Raw genomic sequence first — 19,756 nt, 5'->3', positions numbered from 1 at the left:
CGGCACGGGCATCCGCACCCAGCCCACCCGCCTGTACAGCGGCAGGAGAGAAGACACTCATGCGGAGAAGATTTCGCACATCGGCAGCGGCCGCCTTCCTGACAGCGGCCGCACTCATCCCCACGACACCGTCGTGGGCACAGGAAACGACACCGCCGACGATCAACGTCGCGACGCTGTCGCCCTCTGCGCCGACCGGCCAGAACAACTGGTACACCGGCCCGGTGACGCTGAACGTGTCGGGGACCGACGACGTCGGCATCGCCAAGTTCCAGTACTCGCTCAACGGCGGCGCCGCATACATCGACGTGCCCGTCGAGGGGGCGCCGACGTCGGCCACGGCGTCGGCGGTGATCACGCAGGAGGGCAACACCAGCGTCCGGTACCGCGCGGTCGACACGTCCGGAAACATCGCGGCGTTCCGCTCGATCTCGGTCCGGATCGACACGCGCGCGCCGGCCGCATCGTACCCGGCGATCACCGACGGCCACGTCGGTCACGTCGCCACGCTCATCCCGACGCGCACGGACCCCACACCCGGCTCGGGCGGAGTGGCTGTGCTGAACATGTACCTCGACGGCAAGCTGGTCCCGCCGTTGCCGGTGCAGACCTCCGACCTGTCGCTCGGCGTGCACACGCTCGCGGTGCATCTCTCCGACGCTGCTTCCAGCAGCGCGAAGTACACGCAGACATTCATCGTGACGACCTCGTTCACGGACGTCGGCACGCTGATCAACCGCTTCGTGACGGCCGGCAGCGTCCCGGCGGATGTCGGCGAGGCGCTCCAAGCCAAGGTCGACCAGGCGAAGGCGCTCGCCGACGCCGGTTCGGCCAATCGCGCGACCCAGCTCCTGAACGGGTTCGTCACGATCGCCGGCCGGATCCCGCCCGGCTCGGCCCGCAGCACACTCGTGGGCGATGCTCGCTACCTGATCGACCAGCTCAACGACCGGCTCCCGCCGGAGCCCGCGACAGGCCTCACGTCCGAGCCCGCGCAGGGCCCGAAGTTCATCCCGGACCCGGTGCTCGCCCCGCTCCCGCACAAGCCGGACGCCGACTACAACGTCCTCATCTTTTCCAAGACGACGGGCTTCCGGCACGACCACATCCCGCACACCGTGGCCGCGATCCAGAAGCTCGGCATCGCGCACAACTTCAACGTCGACGTCTACGACCCGCAACTCCCGACGGTCACGCTGCCCACGAGCCCGTTCCTGAGCCTCGACACGCTCAAGCAGTACGACACGATCGTCTTCGAGTCCAACGTCGGGCACCCGGGCCCGCTCAATGCGACCACCGAGCAGCCGAACTTCGAGGCCTACATGAAGCAGGGCGGCGGCTATGTCGGCATCCACGGCGCCGCCGACTCGTTCGAGGTCGGCACCTGGCCGTGGTACGGCAACCTCGCCGGTGGGTTCTTCACCAGCCATCCGAACGGCCAGAACGGGTTCGGCCAGTGCGGCAGCTGCATCCACGCCGAGGTGGTGACCGAGGACAAGACGCACCCGGCGACCGCGCATCTCCCTGCCCGGTGGATGACGGTCGACGAACTCTACAACTTCGACCGCAACATGCGGGCCGACGTGCACACGCTGCTGAGCCTCAACGAGGACAGCTACCAGCGCAGCCTCAACAGCGGCAACGCGGCCACCAACCCGCTGCAGCTGATGAACGGCGACCACCCGATCGCGTGGTGCCAGAACTGGGACGGTGGCAAGGCGTTCTCGAACATCCTCGGCCACTTCCGGACGCAGTACTACGACGACGCGTTCATGCAGATCATCCTCGGCGGGATCGAGACGACCGCCGACCGCACGGACGCCAACTGCTCCTCCTACCGCGAGACCAGCCTGCTGATCAAGGCTGACCGAGCCAACGGGCTGCTGACCGCGGACGCCGCGGACGCCGCCGGTGCCGCCCTGGACATCGCGCGGGACAGCTACCTGGCGACCAAGTACACCACCGCCATCCCGGCGCTGAACTCGATCGTCGCCCTGGCCAACGACCAGGCCTCCGGCGACGCTGCGGCGCGTTCCGAGCTCGCGCGGCAGGCGCGCGAGCTTCGGGAGTGGATGCAGAACCTCAACCGCTGACCCGTTCACGCGGCGGGGGCGGCGAATCGCCGCCCCCGCCGCGCTGACGCTGGAGCGGGCGCCGTGGACGGCTGCATCACGAAAGCGCCCTCGGGCGACGAGAAAGCCGGACGCTCTCCGGTCGACCGGGGCTGCGGCGCCGCACCGAGAAGGACGGCAGCGCCGTGGACTTCTGCCTCTACCTCGCCGCGACTCTGGTCACGCCCCGCATGCGCATCCGCCGATCGACCAGCCGCTACCGCTGGAACGGCCGACCCACGACCCGACGCCTCAAGTGACCCATTTGCCGGTCGGTCTTAGGCGGTCGAAGTAGGGCGCTGGCGGGCGGTTCCGCGATGGGTGAAGGATGGCCGGCATCCGTCACCTTTCCTATACGATCCGAATGGACGTCACCATGCAGCAGCGTTGCGACCGATGTCAACAGGTTCGCAAAGACGCAAGAAAGATCCTCACGTCACGATGGACGACGAAGCGATGGTCGCGAGGAGCCGTGGGGCCATGACGGGCGGAACGCCGCCGGGAAAGTCGTGGCCGGCTTGCCGACGAGGTGTACGTCACGCTGCTCGGACAGCTGATGTCGCTACGGATCGAGCCTGGCTCCCGCGTCACGATCGACGTCCTGGCGCGGGAGCCGGGGGTCTCGCAGACGCCGATCCGGGACGCTCTGAACCGGATGGAGGCCGAGGGCCTGGTCGTGCGCGTGCCTCATGCCGGCTATCACATTCCCCCCCAAATCACCCGCCAGCGATTCGAGGACATGCTCGAGCTCCGCCTGCTCCTCGAGCCGGCAGCGGCGCGCAGATCCGCCGAACGCGCATCCTTGCAGCAGGTGGCCGGTCTGCGACCCCATGGCCGAGCACGAAGAAGTTGTGGCCGCGATCGCCGCGCGTGACCCCGACGCCGCCGCCTACGCCATGCGTCGGCACATCCTGCTGTCCGGCGAGCGGTTCCGGCGATTGCTCGACGCGGCCAAGGGCTCGGACGGAATGGTGTAAAGGCTTGACGGGTGGACTGGGCCGAGGAATGCTCGCACAATCGGATCGGATCGGATCTGCCTCATCCGCCTCAGATACGAGGAGAAGCAGGTGCCCAGAGCGCTGCTCCTGACCGGCGACGCCGCCGAGGAGCTCGACACCATGTATCCCTACTATCGCGTTCAGGAGGGCGGCTGGGACGTTGACGTCTCGTCACGGACGATGCGCGACGTTCAGCTGGTCATCCACGAGTTCGACCCCAACTCCGACGCCTACGTGGAGAAGAACGGCCGCAAGCTCCCGGTCGACGTGCCCTGGGCCGAGGTCGACGTCGAACGCTATGACGCCCTCATCATCCCCGGAGGACGCGCCCCCGAGTGGATCCGGGTCGACACCGACGTCAGGCGCATCACCGAGCACTTCTTCGCGCGCAACCTCCCGATCGCGCTGGTGTGCCACGGCGCGCAGGTGCCGGCCGTGTACGGGCTGCTCAAGGGCCGCAAGACAGCATGCTTCCCCCCCCATCACCGGCGACATGGAGAACGCGGGCGCCACGGTCATCGACGCTCCCGACGTCGTGGACGGCAACCTCGTCTCCTGCCGGGGATGGCCCGACATGCCCCAATTCGGCAGGGCGATGATGGAACTCTTCTCCAAATCCATCAACTCCGCACCGGCATGACCCCACCCGGCCTGCCCCAGTGACGGCACTTCGGACCATCACAGTCGACGGCTCGCCCGTCCACGTCATGGAGAGCGGCACCGGGCCCGCGGTGCTGATGCTGCACGGCTCCGGACCCGGTACGACCGGATCGGGCGCCTGGGCAACGACGGCACAGGCGCTGGGCACGTCCTGGCGCCTGGTGGCTCCTGACCAGGCGGGGTTCGGCCGTACACCAATCCCGGCGGGCACCAGGGGTGGGCTCCGGCTGTGGACGGATCAGGCCGCAGGCCTGATGGATGCTCTCGGTATCGAGCACTACGCCGTGGTGGGCCACTCCATGGGCGGTGCCGTGGCACTGGCGTTGGCGGCCGCGCGTCCCCATCAGGTCACCCGTGTCGTGGCGGTCTCGACGATGGGCGCCCCCGGGGCGCCGCTGTCCGCCGAGCTCGATGCGGTCTGGGCCGCCCCCGCCGGCCCGCTCGGGGCACGAGAGATGTTGAGTCGCCTCGTCCTCGACCAAGCACTCGTGACCGAGTCGGCCGTCGCTGCCCGTGCAGCTGCGATGCGAGCGGGGGCGGCCGCGTTCGCGTCGTTGTTCCCTCCGCCTAGGGCACGTTGGGCCGACGAGCTCACCCTCTCGGCGCAAACGCTGGCAGGAATCCGCGCGCCCGTGCTGCTCGTCCACGGCGCCGAGGACCGAGTCACCCCGCTCGGAACGGCAGCCCTTCCCCTGCTCGAACACCTGGCCGATGTCCGTCTGCACGTGCTCGGCCGATGCGGGCACGTGCCGGCGCTCGAGCACCCGCACGACTTCAGGCGACTCCTGTCCTGCTTCCTCGGCCGGGAACGGGACTGTAAAACTAACGGCGGATCCGATGATCAAGGCGCCAGATGACCGAGACCGCCGTTGAGTCCGTCAAGCAGACCACCGAACCGGATGCGCTGGGAAGGCAATGGATCCGGCGCAGCGGCGGGCGGGCTGTCCCGACTGGACTCAGTGAGTGCCGGGGCGGCTTCCTCGAGGGCGGTGGCTTCCGGGGAGCGGGACACGGGTGTGGTACAGGCGGTGAGTTGCGCTCACCACCCGGACGGCAGATGCGTCGGGATCGGTGAGTCTTCGCGGCCGCAACTGACCCTCAACGCTCAGGGGCGTCACGTCACCGCCCAGCGCCCACAACGCCTGCTCCGAACCGGGCGGGCGATACACCAGATCCACCCCGGTGCGCCTCACCGCGCGAGCCAAGGCTCCAGCCCGCCGCGCAGGGCCCGGCGGGTCACCGGCCACCAGTCGGTCGACGCAGCCTGGTCGTCAAAACGAGGCATCCGACTTGTCTCAGGCGCTCATCCGGCAGCAGAAACGAGACCGGGAGCTGGTGTGCCGGCGTGGCCCGCTCCGTTCACGAACGAAGCGGCCCCCAGCCGAAAAATGGGGCCGCTGCTGGTCTATTTTCACCGGCAGACGCGCCGACAACTCGGAACCACGAGCGCGGGGGCCCGCCGGGGTGGCAGAGTTCCTTGGACGGACCGTCGAGGGCAGGGGCACGGACGACATGCGCGGGTACGACCAGACGCTGGCGACCCGGCTCGCGCGGCGCGCGGTGGAGGCCGTCGCGCCGGAGGAGCTGCCGCAGTTCGCCATGACGGCGGAGGCCTTCCACCGCGCTCCCCCGTCGTCGTGGTTTGTCGCCCCGGGCCGCGATGAGCCGCTGGGACTCGGGCTGGAGACGGTTGCGACGCTGCTCAGCGCCACGGCGCTCACGGCATCGGTCCACGTGCTTGACCACCTGGCCCAGCAGGCCTCCGAGCGGGCCGCGGAGTCCGTGGGGCGGCGGGTGTGGTTCAGGTTGGGACGGCGGCGGGCTGCGGCCACGCGACCCACAGTGACGGCCGAGCCGCCGTCCGCCGCGCAGTTGACCGAAGTGCGACGGATCGCCAGGCAGACGGCCCTGCGGCTGCAGGTGCCGGAGGAGCAAGCCCGGGCGATCGCCGACGCCATCGTGGCGGAGCTGGCCACCATCCCCGCCGGGCCGGCCGGGCCGCCCGGGAGCCCGGAGGGATCCACGCCGTGACCGCGGGGGTCCCCGCCGGCCGGGCAGGGCGGGAGCGCGACCCGTTCGGCCTCCCCTCGGGCACCACCGCGCGTTTCGTGCTGCTGATCACGGCTGTGACGACGGCGTCGGCGACCCTGGTCAACAGCGTGTCATCGACGGTCCTCACCTCGGTCGAGCCGCGGCAGATGCTGGCCTACTACCAATGCGCGACCCGCGCGACACAGGACGCGGCCCGCGCGCGCAGCGCGCATCCGGGCAGTGGCGCCTCGGCCTTCGTCTTCGACTGCCACGATCCGCGGGCGGGCACGGCGTGGGCGGTCACCGCCACAGCGACCGCTCTCCTGCTGCTGAGCGTCGGATGTGTCTACGTCTGCCTGCCGGCGTGGCGGAGCCGCCGGCGCGGCTACCGGGAGCTGACCGGTGTGCCGGAGCTGTCGGCGTATCTGGAGGAGCTCACGAGGACGACAGGCCTGTACCCCCGGGTCACGTTTCTGGCCGAACCCCTCGAACCCAGCATCGACGCCCTCGCGTTCGGACGCGCGAGGCGGCGGCAAGTGGTGCTGAGCGGCGGGCTGATGGCGCTGTTCGCGCGAGACCGGGACGCGTTCCGGTCGGTGGTGCTGCACGAACTCGCCCACATCCGCAACCGGGACCTCGACGTGGCCTTCCTCACCCTCATCGTGTGGCGGATGAGCGGACCGCCCCTGTTGTCCTTCGCCGTTCTCGCCGTGCCGGGCAGCCTAGCCGTCCTCGCCGTACCGGGCAGCCTGGTCGCCGGTCCAGAGCTAGCTGCTGCCAACCTCACCCACGCCGTCCGCATCGGCCTGCTGGCGGTACTGGCCGCCTTCCTCAAGAACTCGGTGCTGCGCAGCCGGGAGTTGCACGCGGACGCGCGGGTGCGGAGCTGGGAGGGATCGGCGGACTCACTGCTGCGGCTGTTCCGCAGCTACGGCCTGCCGTCCGCGCCGCGTTCCAGTTGGCGCTCCGCGCTGCTGCGGGTCCATCCGACGGCGGCGCAGCGCGAGGGGGCGCTGAGGGATGAACGTCTTTTGGACCGGGCTGGCTTCTGGGACTTCTGCGCGGTGGGGGCCACGGCGGCGTTCCTCTACGACTTCTTGGAGCTGGGGCCCATTGGGGGCGGCAGCCAGACCGGTACGGGCACCGAGGCGCTGGCCACCGCGCTGGCGTCCGCGCTCCTGGTCGGGGCGACGGGCACCGCGCTGTGGCGAGGGTCGGCCTGGGCCGCCGGAACGGTCGATCCGGCGCGGATCAGGAACGCGGGCCTCGGCCTCGCGCTGGGTGCGGGAGTCTTACACCTGCTGTCGCCGACCGGGGCCTCCAGCGCGGCCATGCTCGGCGGAAGGGGGGTGACGCTGATCATCCCGTACGCGACGCTGGTGGGTCTGTCCGGGCTGGCCACAGCGGGGTGGCTGGCGGCGGTGGCCCGTTCCTGGACCGCATTGCCGGATCGCTGGCGCCGTCCACGGCTGATGGCCGCCGCGGTTCTGGGTGCGTCGGCCGCGGGCCTGGCCCCCGCGTTCGACTATCTGATGCAGCTGCCGCCCCTGACGCTGTATGCGGCGTCATTCCTGTTCCCGGACACCCCCGGGGCGCTGGTCTTCGTCTCGGACTTCGTCACCTTGTCCGTCGGCGTCGCAGCGTCCGCCCTGACGCCCCTGACGGTGGCAGCGGTGCTGATCCCGATCGCCGGACAGTACGTCGCGGGGCGTGCGGCACGGGGGCGACCGGCCACCGGCTTCGGACCTCTGCAGCCGACGGCCGGCCCCCTGGTCCGGCTGGGCGTTCCCGTCGGCCTTGCCGCGGCCGGTATGGGCGTCCTCATGGCGCTGCTCGGGGTCTTCTCCTTCTGGGGCATGATCCTGGTGATCTGCGCCGCCCAGATCGGGGCGGCTCTGTGGGCGACCCGGGACTACGCCCCGTTGCCTGTCGTCCGGGGTCTGCTCGCGGCCTACGGGTCGGGGGCGCTGGCGCTGCTCGGCTGGTTCCTGCTGATGAAGATGTTCGGGAGCTGTGCGCTCGGGGCCGGCACTTGCGCGGCCCTGCCCAGCCCGGAGGACATCTTTCTTGGGCTCACGCTGCCGTCGCCGGGGGCGTTGGCAGCGTGCGCGGTCCACGCGGGGCTGCGCACGCTGGTGCCGCGTCCAGCTGGCCAGTCACCGCGGGGCGGGGGCCGGCGAGGGCCGGGCAGGGCCGCGATGACGCGGAAGGCCACGGCCTTCCCGGGCTGGTGACCCAGCGGGCCCAGTGCGACGCGTAGGAGTGGGTGTGCCGGGCGCGGCAAGGACGATCGAGCTCTGCTCTTCTCCCCTGAGCGGCGCCCTCCTGCTTCACGATCTTCCTGAACTCCACGGTGGCAGCTGTGGCCGCCTGCTGCGGCGGGCGCCGACCCGCGACCCCGAGCCCGGCGCCCCACCTCGCAGGTGACGACGCGGCGGTGTAGCCGCCCAGGCCGTCGGTGCTGGATGTGGGGATCTCGCCGGTACGCCCGTCGGCGATCGACCACGGGTCTTGGTCTTCCTGCCCCACCCCTCCACGATCCGGTGTGCGGGCGCCTCGCCCTTGGTGAGCAGCTCAAGACGGGTCGTCTCGTCGGCGAGCCGGAGCAGCGTGCGGACGAAGTTGCGGACCGTGTCAGCGAGTTGTGCCTGGTTGCTCATCGTCTCTTCCTTGGACTGTGCGCCCGTTTGCGAGGGCACCCCCCGGCGGGAGTCCTCCGGCAACAACAATTGATGACCGGTGCATCCGGGAGGGTGTTCAGTCCTGGTTGAGGCTGTTGCGGGCGGTTCGTGCGGAGCCATTACTCGATTCCACTATGGCCCGCGGCTCACAATCCACTTCCGAGGCAAAGGTTTATTCAATTCCGGAGTGACATGGTTTCCTCACATTCCGCCACGTGGCTGAAAAATGCCCAATTCCACTTAACACCAAAGCCTTTCGAGGCACACGGGGCGTGTGTACTGTGCCGTCCGGCAACAACGGCAGTCTCCATTCCTCGACCAGGAGGTCAGATGAAGAGCACGGTTGCGCGTATCTGGCGTTCGGCCCGCATTGCCGCGGCCTTGGCGGTGGTCGCCGGCGCGGTGCCCATCGTGATGAGTACAGCAGCTCACGCCGCCACCTACGACGGTCAGACAGCCAGCAGCACCAGTTGCTGGAACGACCGGCGAATCGTCGCATCCACCTATCTCTATGCGGGCTCATACAATTCCGGCGCCATCATCGACCTGTACTACAGCCCGTCATGCCGTACTACCTGGGCCCGTATCGAGCACGGCACAATCGCGGCCCCCGGCGACAATGTCGGCGGTATCGCCCAGATCATCCGGAACAGCGATGGCCGCACCTACACGTGCCACGTGACCAGCAGCAGCGGCACGTGCTACACGGCGATGGTCAATGACGCGAACGTGACCTCGTACGCATACGGCATCGAGGACGGTGGCGCCTTCTATGCTACCGGGCGGACGTCGAACTACTGAAAGACCGGGTGCGGTCGCGATCAGGAAGTGATATCGGTCCTGCTCGCAGGCAACTGCCGTACGCCGTACCCGTCCATCTGAGCGGCCCTTGAGGACCGCACTTAGCCGTCGACCCACCCTGCCGCCCATGTGCGCGGCGGGGGCGGCGGTACGTGCCCAGCAAGGGGCCCGACTGCGCCGCGGTCGGGCCCCTTGTATGCGTCGGCTCTCTTCGCCGCCCTGCCGTTCACCGTGTCGGCCGGACGCCGGATCATGCCAGGACGAGTCCGAGCAGGCGGTGCGACTTCCGTGGGCGCGGGCCGCCGCCCGGACTTTCGGCAGGGGCGCCGCCGGTACAAGCGCCCCCTGGAATCGCGGGCAAAGACCGAATCCGCACCCCGAGGCGGTCGTACCGCTCCAGCAGCATCGCCGGCTCGGTCTTCGGCGTCGCCCCCGCCGCCGAAGTACCGGAAGACGGACGTCATGGACCGCCGTTCTGGACGCCGTCGGGCTTGGACCGGCCAACGACGCCACCGCGGTGACCGCCGTCCAACTGCGCGACGTCGTCACGCGGCTCCGGCAGCCCGGCCGATGGAAGCCTGGCGACCCGGACATGCTCATCGTCGTGGACTCCGGCCACGACGTCACCCACCTCGCCCACGTCCTGTCGGACCTACCCGTCGAGCTGGTCGGCCGATTGCGCTCGGACCGTGTCATGCTCCGCGACGCCGGCCCGCGCCGCTCTGGCCCGCGCGGGGGCCAGCCAGCCCCCCGAACACGGTGGTGTCCTCACCTTCGCCAGGCCGAGACCTGGCACACACGCGACCAGCCCACGGACACCGTCAGCACCCGCCTATGGCACCGCAGAAACTCTGACCCGGGATCGGATGCACCCCCGCCTGCAGGCCCGCGGCCCTGTCCCGACCACTGCGGTGAACTCCCTTTGATTCACGGCACGTTGATCCGCGTCAAGGTGGGAGACGATACGGGTGATCGTCTTGGGAGTCGCGCCAGCACGTCGCCTTGAGCACCTTCGCCGGCCTGCGCCTGCGTGATGCCCCAGGCGCCTTCCGCCAGAGCAGGGGCGCCTGCCGGTGCTTCCGCGTAGAGACCCTCCATCTGCCCGCGCAGCACCGCAACCTCGTGCTCCAGCAGCCCGACCGCCTCCTGCAGACTGCTTGGACCTGCGGCCACAGGGGTAGTCCGAGGGCTGCCCCGCGTGTCGATGTTGCATATACAACGAGAGAGGCCTGTCATGGGTGTCTCATTTGCGAGCAGGGTTGTGCTGATCACGGGTGCTTCTCGGGGGATCGGCAGAGCCGTCGCGCTGGCGTTCGCGGCCCCATCCGGGATCGGTGCGGATGGGGATGGAGATGGGGCCGCCACTTCCAGGATGCATCCAGGGAAGGCATTGGCCATCGCGGCATACCAGGGCACACGCACGGCGCGTGCCCCTTCAGCAGACGCGGCGCCCCGGGGAACGAGCCCCGCGCTGTCACTCACTTCTGTTCTTTTGTGCGGCCCTGTTCCCAGGAACACGCCCCGGTGACCGGGACGGGCCTGCGTGCGCGTATCTCCTGGACAGCCCGTGCTGGCGGGTCGGCCTGCGTACGAGGCGCCTGCGGCTTCTCCGAGTGCTGGGGGTTCCACCTTCGTCGAAAGGCTTTGCACGTGGCCGCTTGACCGGAAGGAAGTGGTGGGCCGCCTTGGGCGGCTCACCGTGCCCGCTGGTGTGACTATGGTTTGATGCCGACTCCGACCCAGAGGCTGACTTCGGCGTCCGTGAACTGTCGGGGGGCAACGTTGTTGGCGGCGGGCCGCCAGCGGTGACCGACCGTGATTCCGGGATCGAGGAGGTCGAGCCCGTCGAAGAAGCGGGCGACGTCTTTCTGGGTGCGGAACTGCACGGGGGTGCCGGCGTTGGTGTAGATGGCGGTGACCTTCTCCCAGGTAGGCGGGTCGAAGTCGGGCGTGCAGTGGCTCAGAGCCAGAGCGCTGCCTGAGGGCAAGGCCTCCAGCAGGCGCGCCACGATTCCGTAGGGGTCCTGGGCGTCGGTGACGAAGTGCATGAGGGCATTCATGGACAGCGCCACCGGTCGGCCCAGATCCAGCACGGCCGCCAGTTCGGGGGCGTCCAGGAGGTCCTCGGGACGGTTGATGTCCGCCTCGATGTACGTGGTGCGACCCTGCGGCGTGCTGCGCATCAAACGCTCGGCGTACTTCAGGACGAGGGGGTCGTTGTCGGCGTACACCACCCTGGCCTCGGGGACGGCGGCCTGAGCGACCTGGTGCAGGTTCGGTTCGGTGGGGATGCCGGTCCCGATGTCGAGCCATTGGCGGATGCCGTGCTCCATCGCGAGGACCTGGGTCGCCCTGTGCATGAAAGCGCGGTTCTCCCGTGCGCAGGTGAAGATGCCCGGGTACACGGTGGCCACGGTCTCGGCCGCCTGCTTGTCGACTTCGAAGTGGTCCTTCCCGCCCAGGTAGTAGTCGTACATGCGGGCGGAGTGCGGCCTGCTGGTGTCCAGGTCCCGCGCAGCGTGGGAGTTGCTCATCCTGTCCCCTTGTCGTGGTGAGCGTGGTGGTTCAGCCGACCGTCAGGTGGTCGGCGAGGCCGTTCTTGACCCCCGCGATGAACGCGGTGATCTCTTCGGGTGTGTAGATCAATGCCGGACCGGTGGGGTCGGTCGACTGCCGCACCGCCACTCGGCCGTCATCGAGTCGCTTGGTCTCCACGCACTGGCCGCCGTTGGGGCCGCTCCACGGGCACTCCCAGCCCTTCTCGCCGAGGTCCGTTGCGGGCATGCCGTTGTAGACGCGATCGTCTGTGATGGTCATGAATACTCCTTGCGCATACGGTTCAACAGGGCCCTGCTGTTCTCGGAGGAGGTCAGCAGGGACATCCGGTTGTGCGCCTCGAGGTGGGCCGCGACGTCGGAGCGCTGATCGAGATACATGGAGGCGGAGAGGATCTCGCTGTAGACGATGTCCGGCAGCTCCGGCTCCTCGAAGCGGAAGTACGTGAAGGGCGCACATGCCCCGACGTGGGCGCCGGCGGCGAACGGAACGATGTCGAGGCTGACATGCGCCAGCGCCGAGGCCTCCAGCAGCCGGTCGATCTGATCTCGCATCACATCGGGGCCGCCGACGACCCGATGCAGGACGGCTTCCTCCATCACCACCCACAGCGTGGGAGCGTCGGATCGGTCCAGCAGGCTCTGACGCCGCAGACGCAGGTCGACACGGCGGGCCAGGTCTTCCTCGGTGCCGTTGGGAAACCCCGCCCGCAAGATGGCCCGCGCGTAGGCCTGTGTCTGCAACAGCCCGGTGACATAGTGCGGCTCGTAGGTGCGCAGTGTCCGCGCGCCTGTCTCCAGACTCACGTAAGCGGTGAACCACGACGGCAGCACATCGCGATAGGCGTGCCACCATCCCGGCTCGTTCGCACGCTCGGCCATCGCGATGAACTCAGCGATCTCGTCCTGCCCCGCCCCGTAGGTCTCGAGCAGCTTCTCGACGTAAAGAATCCTCAGGCCGACCTCGGCCTTCTCCAGTCGACGGATGGTCAGCGGCTTTACGCGCAGGGCCTGTGCGGCATCATCCAGGGAGACCCCCGCGCCGCGCCGCAAATCCTGAAGGCGCTTGCCTAGGATCATGCGGAGAACGGTGGGTGCACTGGTGGCTGCGCCCGAACGCGCATCGCTCACGGACTACCTCCTGAAGGTCAGTCATCGACCCCATTCTGACAGCGACTTGGGTAGCACGCCAGACCGATACGGCCGATCTGAAATTATCAGGTGTTCGGTTGCAGCGTGAACGGGCCTGCGGGCATAGTTGCTCCTGAGCGACACAGGCGAACGCGAACGTGGGGAGCAACACGCGTGCGTGCTAGCCGACTTGGCGTGCTTTGGCGACGGGGGCGCGGGCCTGCCGAGACACTCTCATCGTGCACGTTTCCCATGGAAGGCGATCGCCGTGGCCCCGCACACGACTCCCTCACCCCGGTCCTTAGCGGCGTCCTTCCCGCACCTGGCCCACTGGTTGGAGCTGCCGGCGGAGCGCGCGAGCGTGAAGGTCGCCCGTCACGCGATGGGCGAGCGGCTGACCTTGTGGGGCGTGCCGAGCGAGACGCGCGCGGATGCCGTGCTGATCCTCTCCGAGCTGGCCACCAACGCCGTCGTTCACACGCTCAGCACCCGGATCCTGTGCGGCATCACCCTTGCCGCGGGCCGGCGCCTGCGTATCGAGGCGCACGACCACGACCGTGGACACCTCAGCCCGCCCGCGTGCACCCCGGGCCCCGAGGACGAGAACGGCCGGGGGCTCATGCTCGTACGGCAGATCTCGGAGAAGTGGGGCGTCACCCGGTCCGTGCGCACCGGAGGCAACGCAGTGTGGGCGACACTTCTCACTTCTCCTTGAGGCGATCCACTCCGCTTCGCCCGGCTGCGGTCGGCGACACCTCCGGCACCCCGACCGCATCCGCGACCGGCCATCAGCTCCCCCGAACAAGGGCCGCCGGCTGCAGCGCCCGCCAGGACACCAGCGCGCGAGCGAAGGGGCCGCCATCACCGTAGGTGTCGGTGTCGGTAGCGGTCGTTTACGAGCCGGTCTTCGTCCCAATGCCGTGGGCGAGAAGACTCTGAGCGGTGTCCGCGATGTTGTCCTCGATGGGCCGCGCTCGCCACCCGAGAAGCTTCTCCGCCTTGGCGCTTGTGGCGTCGAGGTCCCGGCCGAGCTGATGCCTGAGCAGTCGCAGTTCCGGGTTCACCATGCCCAGTGCGCGCGCAACCCAGATGGGCAGTTCACGGGTCGGGGCTTTCGCGGCCCGCTCACCGAGGCGGTCATGCAGAATGCGTGCGATGTCGATGACGCGCAGGCTGTGTCCGGCGATCGCCAGGAAGCGTTCGCCGGCGGCTGCCGGATCGGTCATCGCGCGAAGGTGCAGATCCACGACGTCGCGCACGTCGACGAAGCCCATCCCGAAGGGAGGGCACGCAGGAACTTGTCCCTCGAGCATTCTGCGGACCAGCCGCAGGGACGGCGGGTCGTCCAGTCCGAGCAGGGGCCCAAGAACCCCGACGGGATGAACCGCTGCCAGTTCCAGGCCACCGCCTTCGTCCTGGATGAACTGCCATGCGGCGCGTTCGGCGAGTGTCTTCGACCGCTGGTAGGGGCTCGGCGGGGGATCTCGGTCCGGTCGTCCACCGCGATCACCTCCGGGCCGCCCGCCAGTTCCACGCGCGCGAGGGGGCTTGCGGGTGCATCGGAAGCATGGTGAGCAGCTCACCGTGCCACGGGAAGGACCATGACCGGGGTCCGGCTGGGTCAGTACGTGGACAACGCCCGCCGCCGGGCAGACAAGTTCACCGAGAACGACGCGCGGGACTCGACGCACTCGGCATGCGCTGGTAGCAGCCACACCACCCCTCTCCCGAGCCGTTCCTCACGGGTCGGCTGAAAGCGCGCGAGCGCCTGGCCTACGTGGAGACTTGGACAGGAGCCCGGCCCCGGCGACATGCGGCATCCTGGCCGAGGACGTCATGTCGAGGTCGTCCGGGTCCGCGCCGTATCAGCACCGGCAAGCCCTGACCGGCGGCTCCATCGCGAGCGATCAATCGCCCCCATCCCGTCCGGGGCGGGCGTTTGGCCTGCGCCCTCTCTGTGGGGGAAGATGCTGGTCCACTGACTGGAACCACCGGTGTTTCAGTGGTCATCGAGGACGCCTTCGCCGGTGGAGGCGACATGCGTCTGCCGCGTGTGGCTGGCCATTGCGGCGCCGACGGCGCGCATGCAGGTGGTGCAGTAGTCCTCGGGGGTAACGCCTGGTGTGTGCAGCGCCTTTTCGCTCAAGGCCTGTCCGCACAGAGTGTTGCCGTTGCAGTCGACGGCATGCCACAACTGCCGGGTCCCTATCTCGGTTGCTACGTGTTCGGGGCTCATGTGGTACATCGGCCACCTCCCACTCGAACGCGGATGCGGTTCAGGGCCATGAGACCAAAACGGTGGCGGGGCGGCGACTCCTATCGGCCGAACGGGTGTACGCCGGGAGCCGCTCGTGTCGGTGGCCACAGGACGGTGCACGTCACGGCAACGGCCACGCCGCGGCAACAGGATGCGCTCAGCGGAAGTCCACGGGCGTAGGCGTCGGTCCCGAAGGAGGGTTCAGGATCCGGTACTGCCGGTGAGAAGTTGCGGCCCTGGAAGGTCCGTACGCCCTATACCTGGAGCCGGAGTCCGGCAGCACGTGGACGCGGCTTCCTCCCAATGATCCGTAGCTCTACAGAGGTCGGCCATCAGCGGTCAGACAGGCTGCGGGAAACCCATGGGGGCCGGGCGGTCCCCACGATGTCGTCGCCGTTACCGGACGGTCCATCCGCGCAGCGTCACGGCGATCTCCTTCACGGTGACCAGGCCGGCTTCCGCGTCGCGGACGAGAGCCGCGGCGTCTTTGGGCGGGTAGTCCAGGCGGTGGCCCTGCAAGGCCAGAAGCCCGACGGTACTGACCCATGCGAACTGCAGGTTCGAGTGCTCCAGGCAGGGGATCCGCGCGAGTTCATGCATGAGCGCGGCCGCTTTGAGGTGGTCCGAGCCGTAGCAGTCGTGGTCCATGGCGCTGGAGTGGACACGGGCGACCGCGGCGTAGAGCACGCCCAGTTCGTGCACCTGTGGGTCGCCGTCGATCTGCTCGGCGGCGTGCAGCAGGAACGGCACGTCGATGCTGTGGATCACGCGGCGTTCCCGTGGCCCGCCTCGGCACGGTCCAGCTCGGCCAGGCGGCGCTCTGCGGCCAGCGCGGCCGCGTGCCGGTCGGTGTCGGGTTGGTCGTCGCCGAACTCGGCGAAGGCCTCGCGGGTGTACTCCGAGGCTTGCCGGGCAGCGTCCAGGAAGATCTTCTCGACTGCCGTGGCGCGCTCGTAGGCGGCCGAAAGCACATACTCCTGCATGCTCACCCCGGCGGCCTTCGCGGCCCCGGCGATGGCGTCGTACTGCTCCTGGGTAGGGAACCTGAGGCTCATGGCCTTCTTCTCGGCCTTCTCGGATGCGCTCATGGTGGCAACGGTAGCACTGGTGTCATTCCCATAGGGAGGGGATTCGGCGGGCCGGACAGCACGCGAGGCTGCGGCTCCCGGACACAGTGCAGGACCACCGGGGCGGGCTCGGGGTCGACCGGAGCGGGCGGCGCCGGGCTCGACAGCCGCGGTAACCGGCTCGGGCCCCTCGCCGGTGCCGTCCTCGCCGCGGATCTGCGGGACCGCCTCGATCTCCGGACATGGCGGCCCCTCCTCGCAGGCGTGGGCATGATCGCCGCGAAGGTGCCGCATCTGCTGGGTGCGCCGTGGCTCCTCGTCGAGATTGCCGACGCGGCCGATGTCGTGCTGGGGGCCACCGTGGTGTTCCTTGTCCTGAGGTCAGTGCGCCGGCAGAGGCGCCCACTTCGCCCACTTGGCACGATGGTCGGCACCAATGCCGCCGCCAAGAACAGGGCCAAGGCGGGCCAGGCAAGCGACGCGCCCACCTTCCCCACACCCGAGCAGATGTTCGCACCCGTCCACCGCCACCACATCGCTGGGACAAGCACGCCACGAAGCAGCCCCTGCAGCGGCGCCACCGATCGGCCCGTAGAGGATCGGTGCGCACCCCACGGCACCCCGGCGGTTGAGCGAGATGCCTGACGTCTCAACGCTGCGGGCGCAGGCCCGCTGGCTGGGCAACCTGCCGCATCGGACATGCCCTACCCCGGGGTTGAGTGGGCGACGATGCTGATCGTCGCTTGCGGCAAAGTGACCGTCGCCGCATGCTCCGGCCCTCCCGGTGGGCTGAGCTGCTCCACGCTCCGCGCAGTCCGCAGTCGCGTGATCGAGCGGTCTGAGTTCCTCGAGTGCCTGCCCTCGGGCTTCCGGGAAGGAGGCGACGTCAGGCGTTCGCCTCTCGGTATCGGGCCTGCGTCAGGGCGGCCGTGCTTCCAGGGTCTGCCGTGGGTTGTCAGTGGACGGTCGTAGGCTGTGTTCTCCGTTACCGGCAACGAACTGGGAGCTGTCATGAGCGCATGGGCCGAGGGCATCGCCGCCAGCACCATCTTTGTCGAAGACCTGTCCGCCTCGAAGAAGTTCTATCTGAATGTCTTCGAGGCCCCGATCCTCTTCGAGGACGAGCACTCCGTCGCTTTTAAGTTCGGCGGGACGATCATCAACTTGTTGCGGACGACGCACGTTTCGGAACTCATCGATCCGGCGACTGCGGCCCCGCGAGAGGCGGGTGTGCGCTTGCTCTTCACCGTCGAGGTGGACGACGTTGACGCGAAGTGCTCGGAGCTCGCCGCGGCAGGCGTTGAGCTCGTCAACGGGCCGATGGACAGGCGCTGGGGTCCGCGTACCGCCAGCTTCCGAGACCTGGACGGCTACATGTGGGAGATCGCCCAGGGCCAGTGAGCCGCTGACGAGGCACCGCTGGCTGCCCAGGCTTGCCGCCGTGCTACTTCTGCAGTCATGGCCGGCCTGCCCCAGGCGGCCGCCACCTCGAGGCACCGCTCGCCGTATCGATCCGAAGGCACGCGTTCGAGTCGCCGCTTCCACCAGCAGGAGCCAGCGTGCTGCGGCTGACGGACATTCCGAGGACTCTGGCGATGCTGACCCCGGCCGGGCCCATGAGGGCCAAACCGACTACAGCGAGGGCGGATCGCGGCCGTGGCGTCCGCTGGGACTGCCTGCCCGGCGTCTCGGCCGGGCAGTTACTCGACGAGGGTGCAACGTACGCAGTCCGAGTTCCCGCAGGCGAAGCGACGAATCCCCAGCTGAAGAACAACGCTTCGGCCACCATCCGGAGCGTGTCGACACGCGCCATCTCCAGCCATTGCCGGCATCCCTGGTAGCCGCCTGCCAGGAACTACGCCGACCGCAAACTCCCTGCAAGACCCGCCCTCTACACGGTCCCGGACATTGGGAAGTTCATCGTCAAAATGCGAAGTGAGTGAGAAAAGAGTAGTTTTTCGTTGGCGCCAACACAGTGGATACACAGTGCGATGCGACAGTTACTGCTCGCAAGATCCGTCCGGTGTGCCGGACAGGGCCTGCGAGCGGTGCGGGAGGGGCCTTGATGAGCAGGATGGAAATGCTCAGGTTCCGGCGAGATCCATTGGGGTTCATCGAAGACTTCTGTCACCGCAGTCCGTCGGGAGTGTTTCGTCTGCCGTGGGGCACCTGGTGTGTGGGCGATCCCGACCTGGCACTCCGGGTGCTCCGCGACCCGGTCTTCAACTCGGAACGGTCCACCTTCTTCGGGGACCTGCTGCCCTCAAGGTCAGCCCAGACCGAGTTCGGCCGCGCCGTACGAAAACTGATGCGGGCGCATTTGCCCGAGTACCGGGACAACGTGGCCAGGGCCGTGGCCGGACTCCCCGAGGCCAGTCAATGGCCGGGAGCCGGAACGATGCTGGCGTACCAGTGCACTGCCGACATGCTCCTACACCCCCAGGTCTCACCACCGTTGCACCGGTTGTTGGCTCAAGCCGTACGCATCGGCATATTGCTCCGCGCGCCGCGCTTGAGGCAGCGGGCACGGGTCGAGATGCTGCGCCCGAAGCTGAAGCGAGCCCTGGCCGAACAGGTGACACTTCGCCGGGAGGAGGGCATTCGTGCCGATGAGCCGCGCGACATGCTGGACACCGCGATCGGCGCGTGCCCCAACGAGGTCACCAGCCCCGCCGTAGCCGACCTGTACCTGCAGATGTACTCGGCAATCGTTGAGACCGTCGGCCACTCGGTGGCGTGGTCACTGCTGCTGGCCTGCCTCCACAACACACCGGGTTCCCCGTGGCCATGGCCCGCCGACTGGATCGCCCGCGAGGCGGCACGACATCGTCCGGTGGTCTGGATGGTCGGCCGTCCCGTCCCCCACCCCATCGAATTCGGCGGCATCTCCTTCCAGCCCGACGCGGTCCTGTCCGTCAGCCCCTACCTCTTGCACCATGACAAAACCCGCTGGGCCGAGCCCGACATGTTCCGGCCGCAACGCTGGGCCGAACCAGGTGAACACGGCCCCTACCTGCCCTACAGCACCGGCCCTTTCACCTGCGCCGGAGCGGCGGTCGCGCACACCATGATTGTGGACACCGTGAGCGCCCTCACGAGCGACGCACACCTGACCGTCACAGGCGGCAACATGTCCCCGTTCGTGACCAACGCCGCGGTCTGCCGCCCCTTCGCCTTCCACCGGACCCCCAAGCCTTCGACTCACACGCTCGGAAGGAGGTGAACAACCATGATCGCTGCTATCCGGCGCATCATCAGGAACACCCCCGTCTCCAATTGGGACCCGTCCTGGGGGTGACCTAGCGGTCTGATTCCGCCCACCTGAGTGGCCTGCACGTCGAACGCAACCGCGTGCAGGCCACTTGCCCTGACGTGCGATCCCGGCTCTGAGCACCGCAGGTCAAGCCAGGTGCCGCTTACGAGTGCGGGCCCGTCGGGAGGGATGACGGGCCGTCCCGGTTTTC

20 protein-coding genes and 3 pseudogenes are annotated in these 19,756 nt (G+C 68.7%); 15 read left to right on the top strand and 8 right to left on the bottom strand.

Going from position 1 to position 19,756, the window contains the following annotated elements; genetic code table 11:
* Positions 1-59: 59 nt before the first annotated feature.
* The 11 genes and pseudogenes from ACIP98_RS32035 to ACIP98_RS31985 all read left to right on the top strand — a co-directional run bounded on the left by ACIP98_RS32035 (position 60) and on the right by ACIP98_RS31985 (position 10,288).
* The gene (locus tag ACIP98_RS32035) at positions 60-2,093 is read left to right on the top strand and encodes a ThuA domain-containing protein (protein ID WP_401979229.1); all 2,034 of its coding nucleotides are present in this window, start codon (positions 60-62) and stop codon (positions 2,091-2,093) included.
* A 60-nt stretch (positions 2,094-2,153) separates the two neighbouring features.
* Positions 2,154-2,371: pseudogene (locus tag ACIP98_RS32030) on the top strand (hypothetical protein); the annotation flags it as partial.
* A 269-nt stretch (positions 2,372-2,640) separates the two neighbouring features.
* Positions 2,641-2,985 (top strand): GntR family transcriptional regulator, encoded by a 345-nt coding sequence (locus tag ACIP98_RS32025; protein ID WP_401979227.1) that lies wholly within the window; start codon positions 2,641-2,643, stop codon positions 2,983-2,985.
* Positions 2,963-3,088, top strand: a complete 126-nt coding sequence (locus ACIP98_RS32020; RefSeq protein ID WP_401979225.1) for a hypothetical protein — start codon at positions 2,963-2,965, stop codon at positions 3,086-3,088. The genes ACIP98_RS32025 and ACIP98_RS32020 overlap by 23 nt, the downstream gene beginning before the upstream one ends.
* A 141-nt stretch (positions 3,089-3,229) precedes the next feature.
* Positions 3,230-3,538: pseudogene (locus ACIP98_RS32015) on the top strand (DJ-1/PfpI family protein); the annotation flags it as partial.
* A gap of 64 nt (positions 3,539-3,602) precedes the next feature.
* Entirely contained in the window at positions 3,603-3,749 is a 147-nt protein-coding gene (locus ACIP98_RS32010; RefSeq protein WP_401979251.1) for a hypothetical protein, read from the top strand.
* Between the two features lie 67 nt (positions 3,750-3,816).
* A complete protein-coding gene (locus tag ACIP98_RS32005; RefSeq protein WP_401979224.1) occupies positions 3,817-4,626 on the top strand; it encodes an alpha/beta fold hydrolase in 810 nt (269 codons plus the stop codon).
* 607 nt (positions 4,627-5,233) lie between these two features.
* Positions 5,234-5,800 (top strand): hypothetical protein, encoded by a 567-nt coding sequence (locus ACIP98_RS32000; protein ID WP_401979222.1) that lies wholly within the window; start codon positions 5,234-5,236, stop codon positions 5,798-5,800.
* Positions 5,797-8,034, top strand: a complete 2,238-nt coding sequence (locus ACIP98_RS31995) for a M48 family metalloprotease (RefSeq protein WP_401979221.1) — start codon at positions 5,797-5,799, stop codon at positions 8,032-8,034. Before ACIP98_RS32000 ends, ACIP98_RS31995 begins: the two co-directional genes overlap by 4 nt.
* 777 nt (positions 8,035-8,811) lie before the next feature.
* Complete coding sequence (locus ACIP98_RS31990) at positions 8,812-9,282, top strand: DUF2690 domain-containing protein (RefSeq protein ID WP_401979219.1); 471 nt, start codon at positions 8,812-8,814, stop codon at positions 9,280-9,282.
* Between the two features lie 127 nt (positions 9,283-9,409).
* Positions 9,410-10,288 carry a transposase gene (locus tag ACIP98_RS31985; RefSeq protein WP_401979218.1) on the top strand — a complete coding sequence of 293 codons (879 nt, stop codon included), beginning with the start codon at positions 9,410-9,412 and terminating at the stop codon, positions 10,286-10,288.
* On the opposite strand, the gene ACIP98_RS31980 is transcribed toward ACIP98_RS31985, so the two are convergent.
* The 4 genes from ACIP98_RS31980 to ACIP98_RS31965 form a co-directional block, all read right to left on the bottom strand.
* Complete coding sequence (locus ACIP98_RS31980; RefSeq protein WP_401979253.1) at positions 10,210-10,554, bottom strand: hypothetical protein; 345 nt, start codon at positions 10,552-10,554, stop codon at positions 10,210-10,212. The genes ACIP98_RS31985 and ACIP98_RS31980 overlap by 79 nt on opposite strands.
* A gap of 443 nt (positions 10,555-10,997) precedes the next feature.
* The gene (locus ACIP98_RS31975; protein ID WP_401979217.1) at positions 10,998-11,816 is read right to left on the bottom strand and encodes an SAM-dependent methyltransferase; all 819 of its coding nucleotides are present in this window, start codon (positions 11,814-11,816) and stop codon (positions 10,998-11,000) included.
* A gap of 31 nt (positions 11,817-11,847) precedes the next feature.
* On the bottom strand, positions 11,848-12,099 hold the full coding sequence (locus ACIP98_RS31970) for a DUF397 domain-containing protein (RefSeq protein ID WP_319663724.1): 252 nt from the start codon (positions 12,097-12,099) through the stop codon (positions 11,848-11,850).
* Positions 12,096-12,968 (bottom strand): helix-turn-helix transcriptional regulator, encoded by an 873-nt coding sequence (locus ACIP98_RS31965; protein WP_319663722.1) that lies wholly within the window; start codon positions 12,966-12,968, stop codon positions 12,096-12,098. Before ACIP98_RS31965 ends, ACIP98_RS31970 begins: the two co-directional genes overlap by 4 nt.
* A gap of 268 nt (positions 12,969-13,236) precedes the next feature.
* Here ACIP98_RS31965 and ACIP98_RS31960 point away from each other — a divergent pair, with 268 nt between their 5' ends.
* Positions 13,237-13,683, top strand: a complete 447-nt coding sequence (locus ACIP98_RS31960; protein WP_319663721.1) for an ATP-binding protein — start codon at positions 13,237-13,239, stop codon at positions 13,681-13,683.
* A 178-nt stretch (positions 13,684-13,861) separates the two neighbouring features.
* Here the strand turns inward: ACIP98_RS31960 and ACIP98_RS31955 are convergent.
* The 4 genes and pseudogenes from ACIP98_RS31955 to ACIP98_RS31940 all read right to left on the bottom strand — a co-directional run.
* Positions 13,862-14,443 (bottom strand): annotated as a pseudogene (locus ACIP98_RS31955) (NAD-dependent epimerase/dehydratase family protein); the annotation flags it as partial.
* Between the two features lie 524 nt (positions 14,444-14,967).
* Positions 14,968-15,213, bottom strand: a complete 246-nt coding sequence (locus tag ACIP98_RS31950; protein ID WP_401979214.1) for a hypothetical protein — start codon at positions 15,211-15,213, stop codon at positions 14,968-14,970.
* 408 nt (positions 15,214-15,621) lie between these two features.
* Complete coding sequence (locus tag ACIP98_RS31945) at positions 15,622-15,993, bottom strand: fic family toxin-antitoxin system, toxin component (protein ID WP_401979213.1); 372 nt, start codon at positions 15,991-15,993, stop codon at positions 15,622-15,624.
* Positions 15,990-16,313, bottom strand: a complete 324-nt coding sequence (locus ACIP98_RS31940; RefSeq protein ID WP_401979212.1) for a DUF1778 domain-containing protein — start codon at positions 16,311-16,313, stop codon at positions 15,990-15,992. The genes ACIP98_RS31945 and ACIP98_RS31940 overlap by 4 nt, the downstream gene beginning before the upstream one ends.
* A 249-nt stretch (positions 16,314-16,562) precedes the next feature.
* On the opposite strand from ACIP98_RS31940, the gene ACIP98_RS31935 reads away from it, so the two are divergent.
* The 3 genes from ACIP98_RS31935 to ACIP98_RS31925 all read left to right on the top strand — a co-directional run bounded on the left by ACIP98_RS31935 (position 16,563) and on the right by ACIP98_RS31925 (position 19,515).
* Positions 16,563-16,937: a hypothetical protein gene (locus ACIP98_RS31935; protein ID WP_401979211.1), complete on the top strand. Its 375-nt coding sequence runs from the start codon at positions 16,563-16,565 to the stop codon at positions 16,935-16,937.
* Between the two features lie 366 nt (positions 16,938-17,303).
* The gene (locus ACIP98_RS31930) at positions 17,304-17,693 is read left to right on the top strand and encodes a VOC family protein (RefSeq protein ID WP_401979209.1); all 390 of its coding nucleotides are present in this window, start codon (positions 17,304-17,306) and stop codon (positions 17,691-17,693) included.
* Positions 17,694-18,357: 664 nt separating this feature from the next.
* Positions 18,358-19,515, top strand: a complete 1,158-nt coding sequence (locus tag ACIP98_RS31925; protein ID WP_401979207.1) for a cytochrome P450 — start codon at positions 18,358-18,360, stop codon at positions 19,513-19,515.
* The last annotated feature ends 241 nt before the right edge of the window (positions 19,516-19,756 follow it).

It is taken from the genome of Streptomyces sp. NPDC088354, from assembly GCF_044753585.1.
Classification (GTDB): domain Bacteria; phylum Actinomycetota; class Actinomycetes; order Streptomycetales; family Streptomycetaceae; genus Actinacidiphila.
This window is presented reverse-complemented; position numbering and strand designations above follow the sequence as displayed.

Excerpts from the sequence above, each read along its gene's own strand:
- ACIP98_RS32035 (WP_401979229.1), top strand. The coding sequence starts at position 60 with ATGCGGAGAAGATTTCGCACATCGGCAGCGGCCGCCTTCCTGACAGCG.
- ACIP98_RS32010 (WP_401979251.1), top strand. The coding sequence starts at position 3,603 with ATGGAGAACGCGGGCGCCACGGTCATCGACGCTCCCGACGTCGTGGAC.
- ACIP98_RS32005 (WP_401979224.1), top strand. The coding sequence starts at position 3,817 with ATGGAGAGCGGCACCGGGCCCGCGGTGCTGATGCTGCACGGCTCCGGA.
- ACIP98_RS31990 (WP_401979219.1), top strand. The coding sequence starts at position 8,812 with ATGAAGAGCACGGTTGCGCGTATCTGGCGTTCGGCCCGCATTGCCGCG.
- ACIP98_RS31985 (WP_401979218.1), top strand. The coding sequence starts at position 9,410 with ATGTGCGCGGCGGGGGCGGCGGTACGTGCCCAGCAAGGGGCCCGACTG.
- ACIP98_RS31975 (WP_401979217.1), bottom strand. The coding sequence starts at position 11,816 with ATGAGCAACTCCCACGCTGCGCGGGACCTGGACACCAGCAGGCCGCAC.
- ACIP98_RS31970 (WP_319663724.1), bottom strand. The coding sequence starts at position 12,099 with ATGACCATCACAGACGATCGCGTCTACAACGGCATGCCCGCAACGGAC.
- ACIP98_RS31950 (WP_401979214.1), bottom strand. The coding sequence starts at position 15,213 with ATGTACCACATGAGCCCCGAACACGTAGCAACCGAGATAGGGACCCGG.
- ACIP98_RS31940 (WP_401979212.1), bottom strand. The coding sequence starts at position 16,313 with ATGAGCGCATCCGAGAAGGCCGAGAAGAAGGCCATGAGCCTCAGGTTC.
- ACIP98_RS31935 (WP_401979211.1), top strand. The coding sequence starts at position 16,563 with ATGATCGCCGCGAAGGTGCCGCATCTGCTGGGTGCGCCGTGGCTCCTC.
- ACIP98_RS31930 (WP_401979209.1), top strand. The coding sequence starts at position 17,304 with ATGAGCGCATGGGCCGAGGGCATCGCCGCCAGCACCATCTTTGTCGAA.
- ACIP98_RS31925 (WP_401979207.1), top strand. The coding sequence starts at position 18,358 with ATGAGCAGGATGGAAATGCTCAGGTTCCGGCGAGATCCATTGGGGTTC.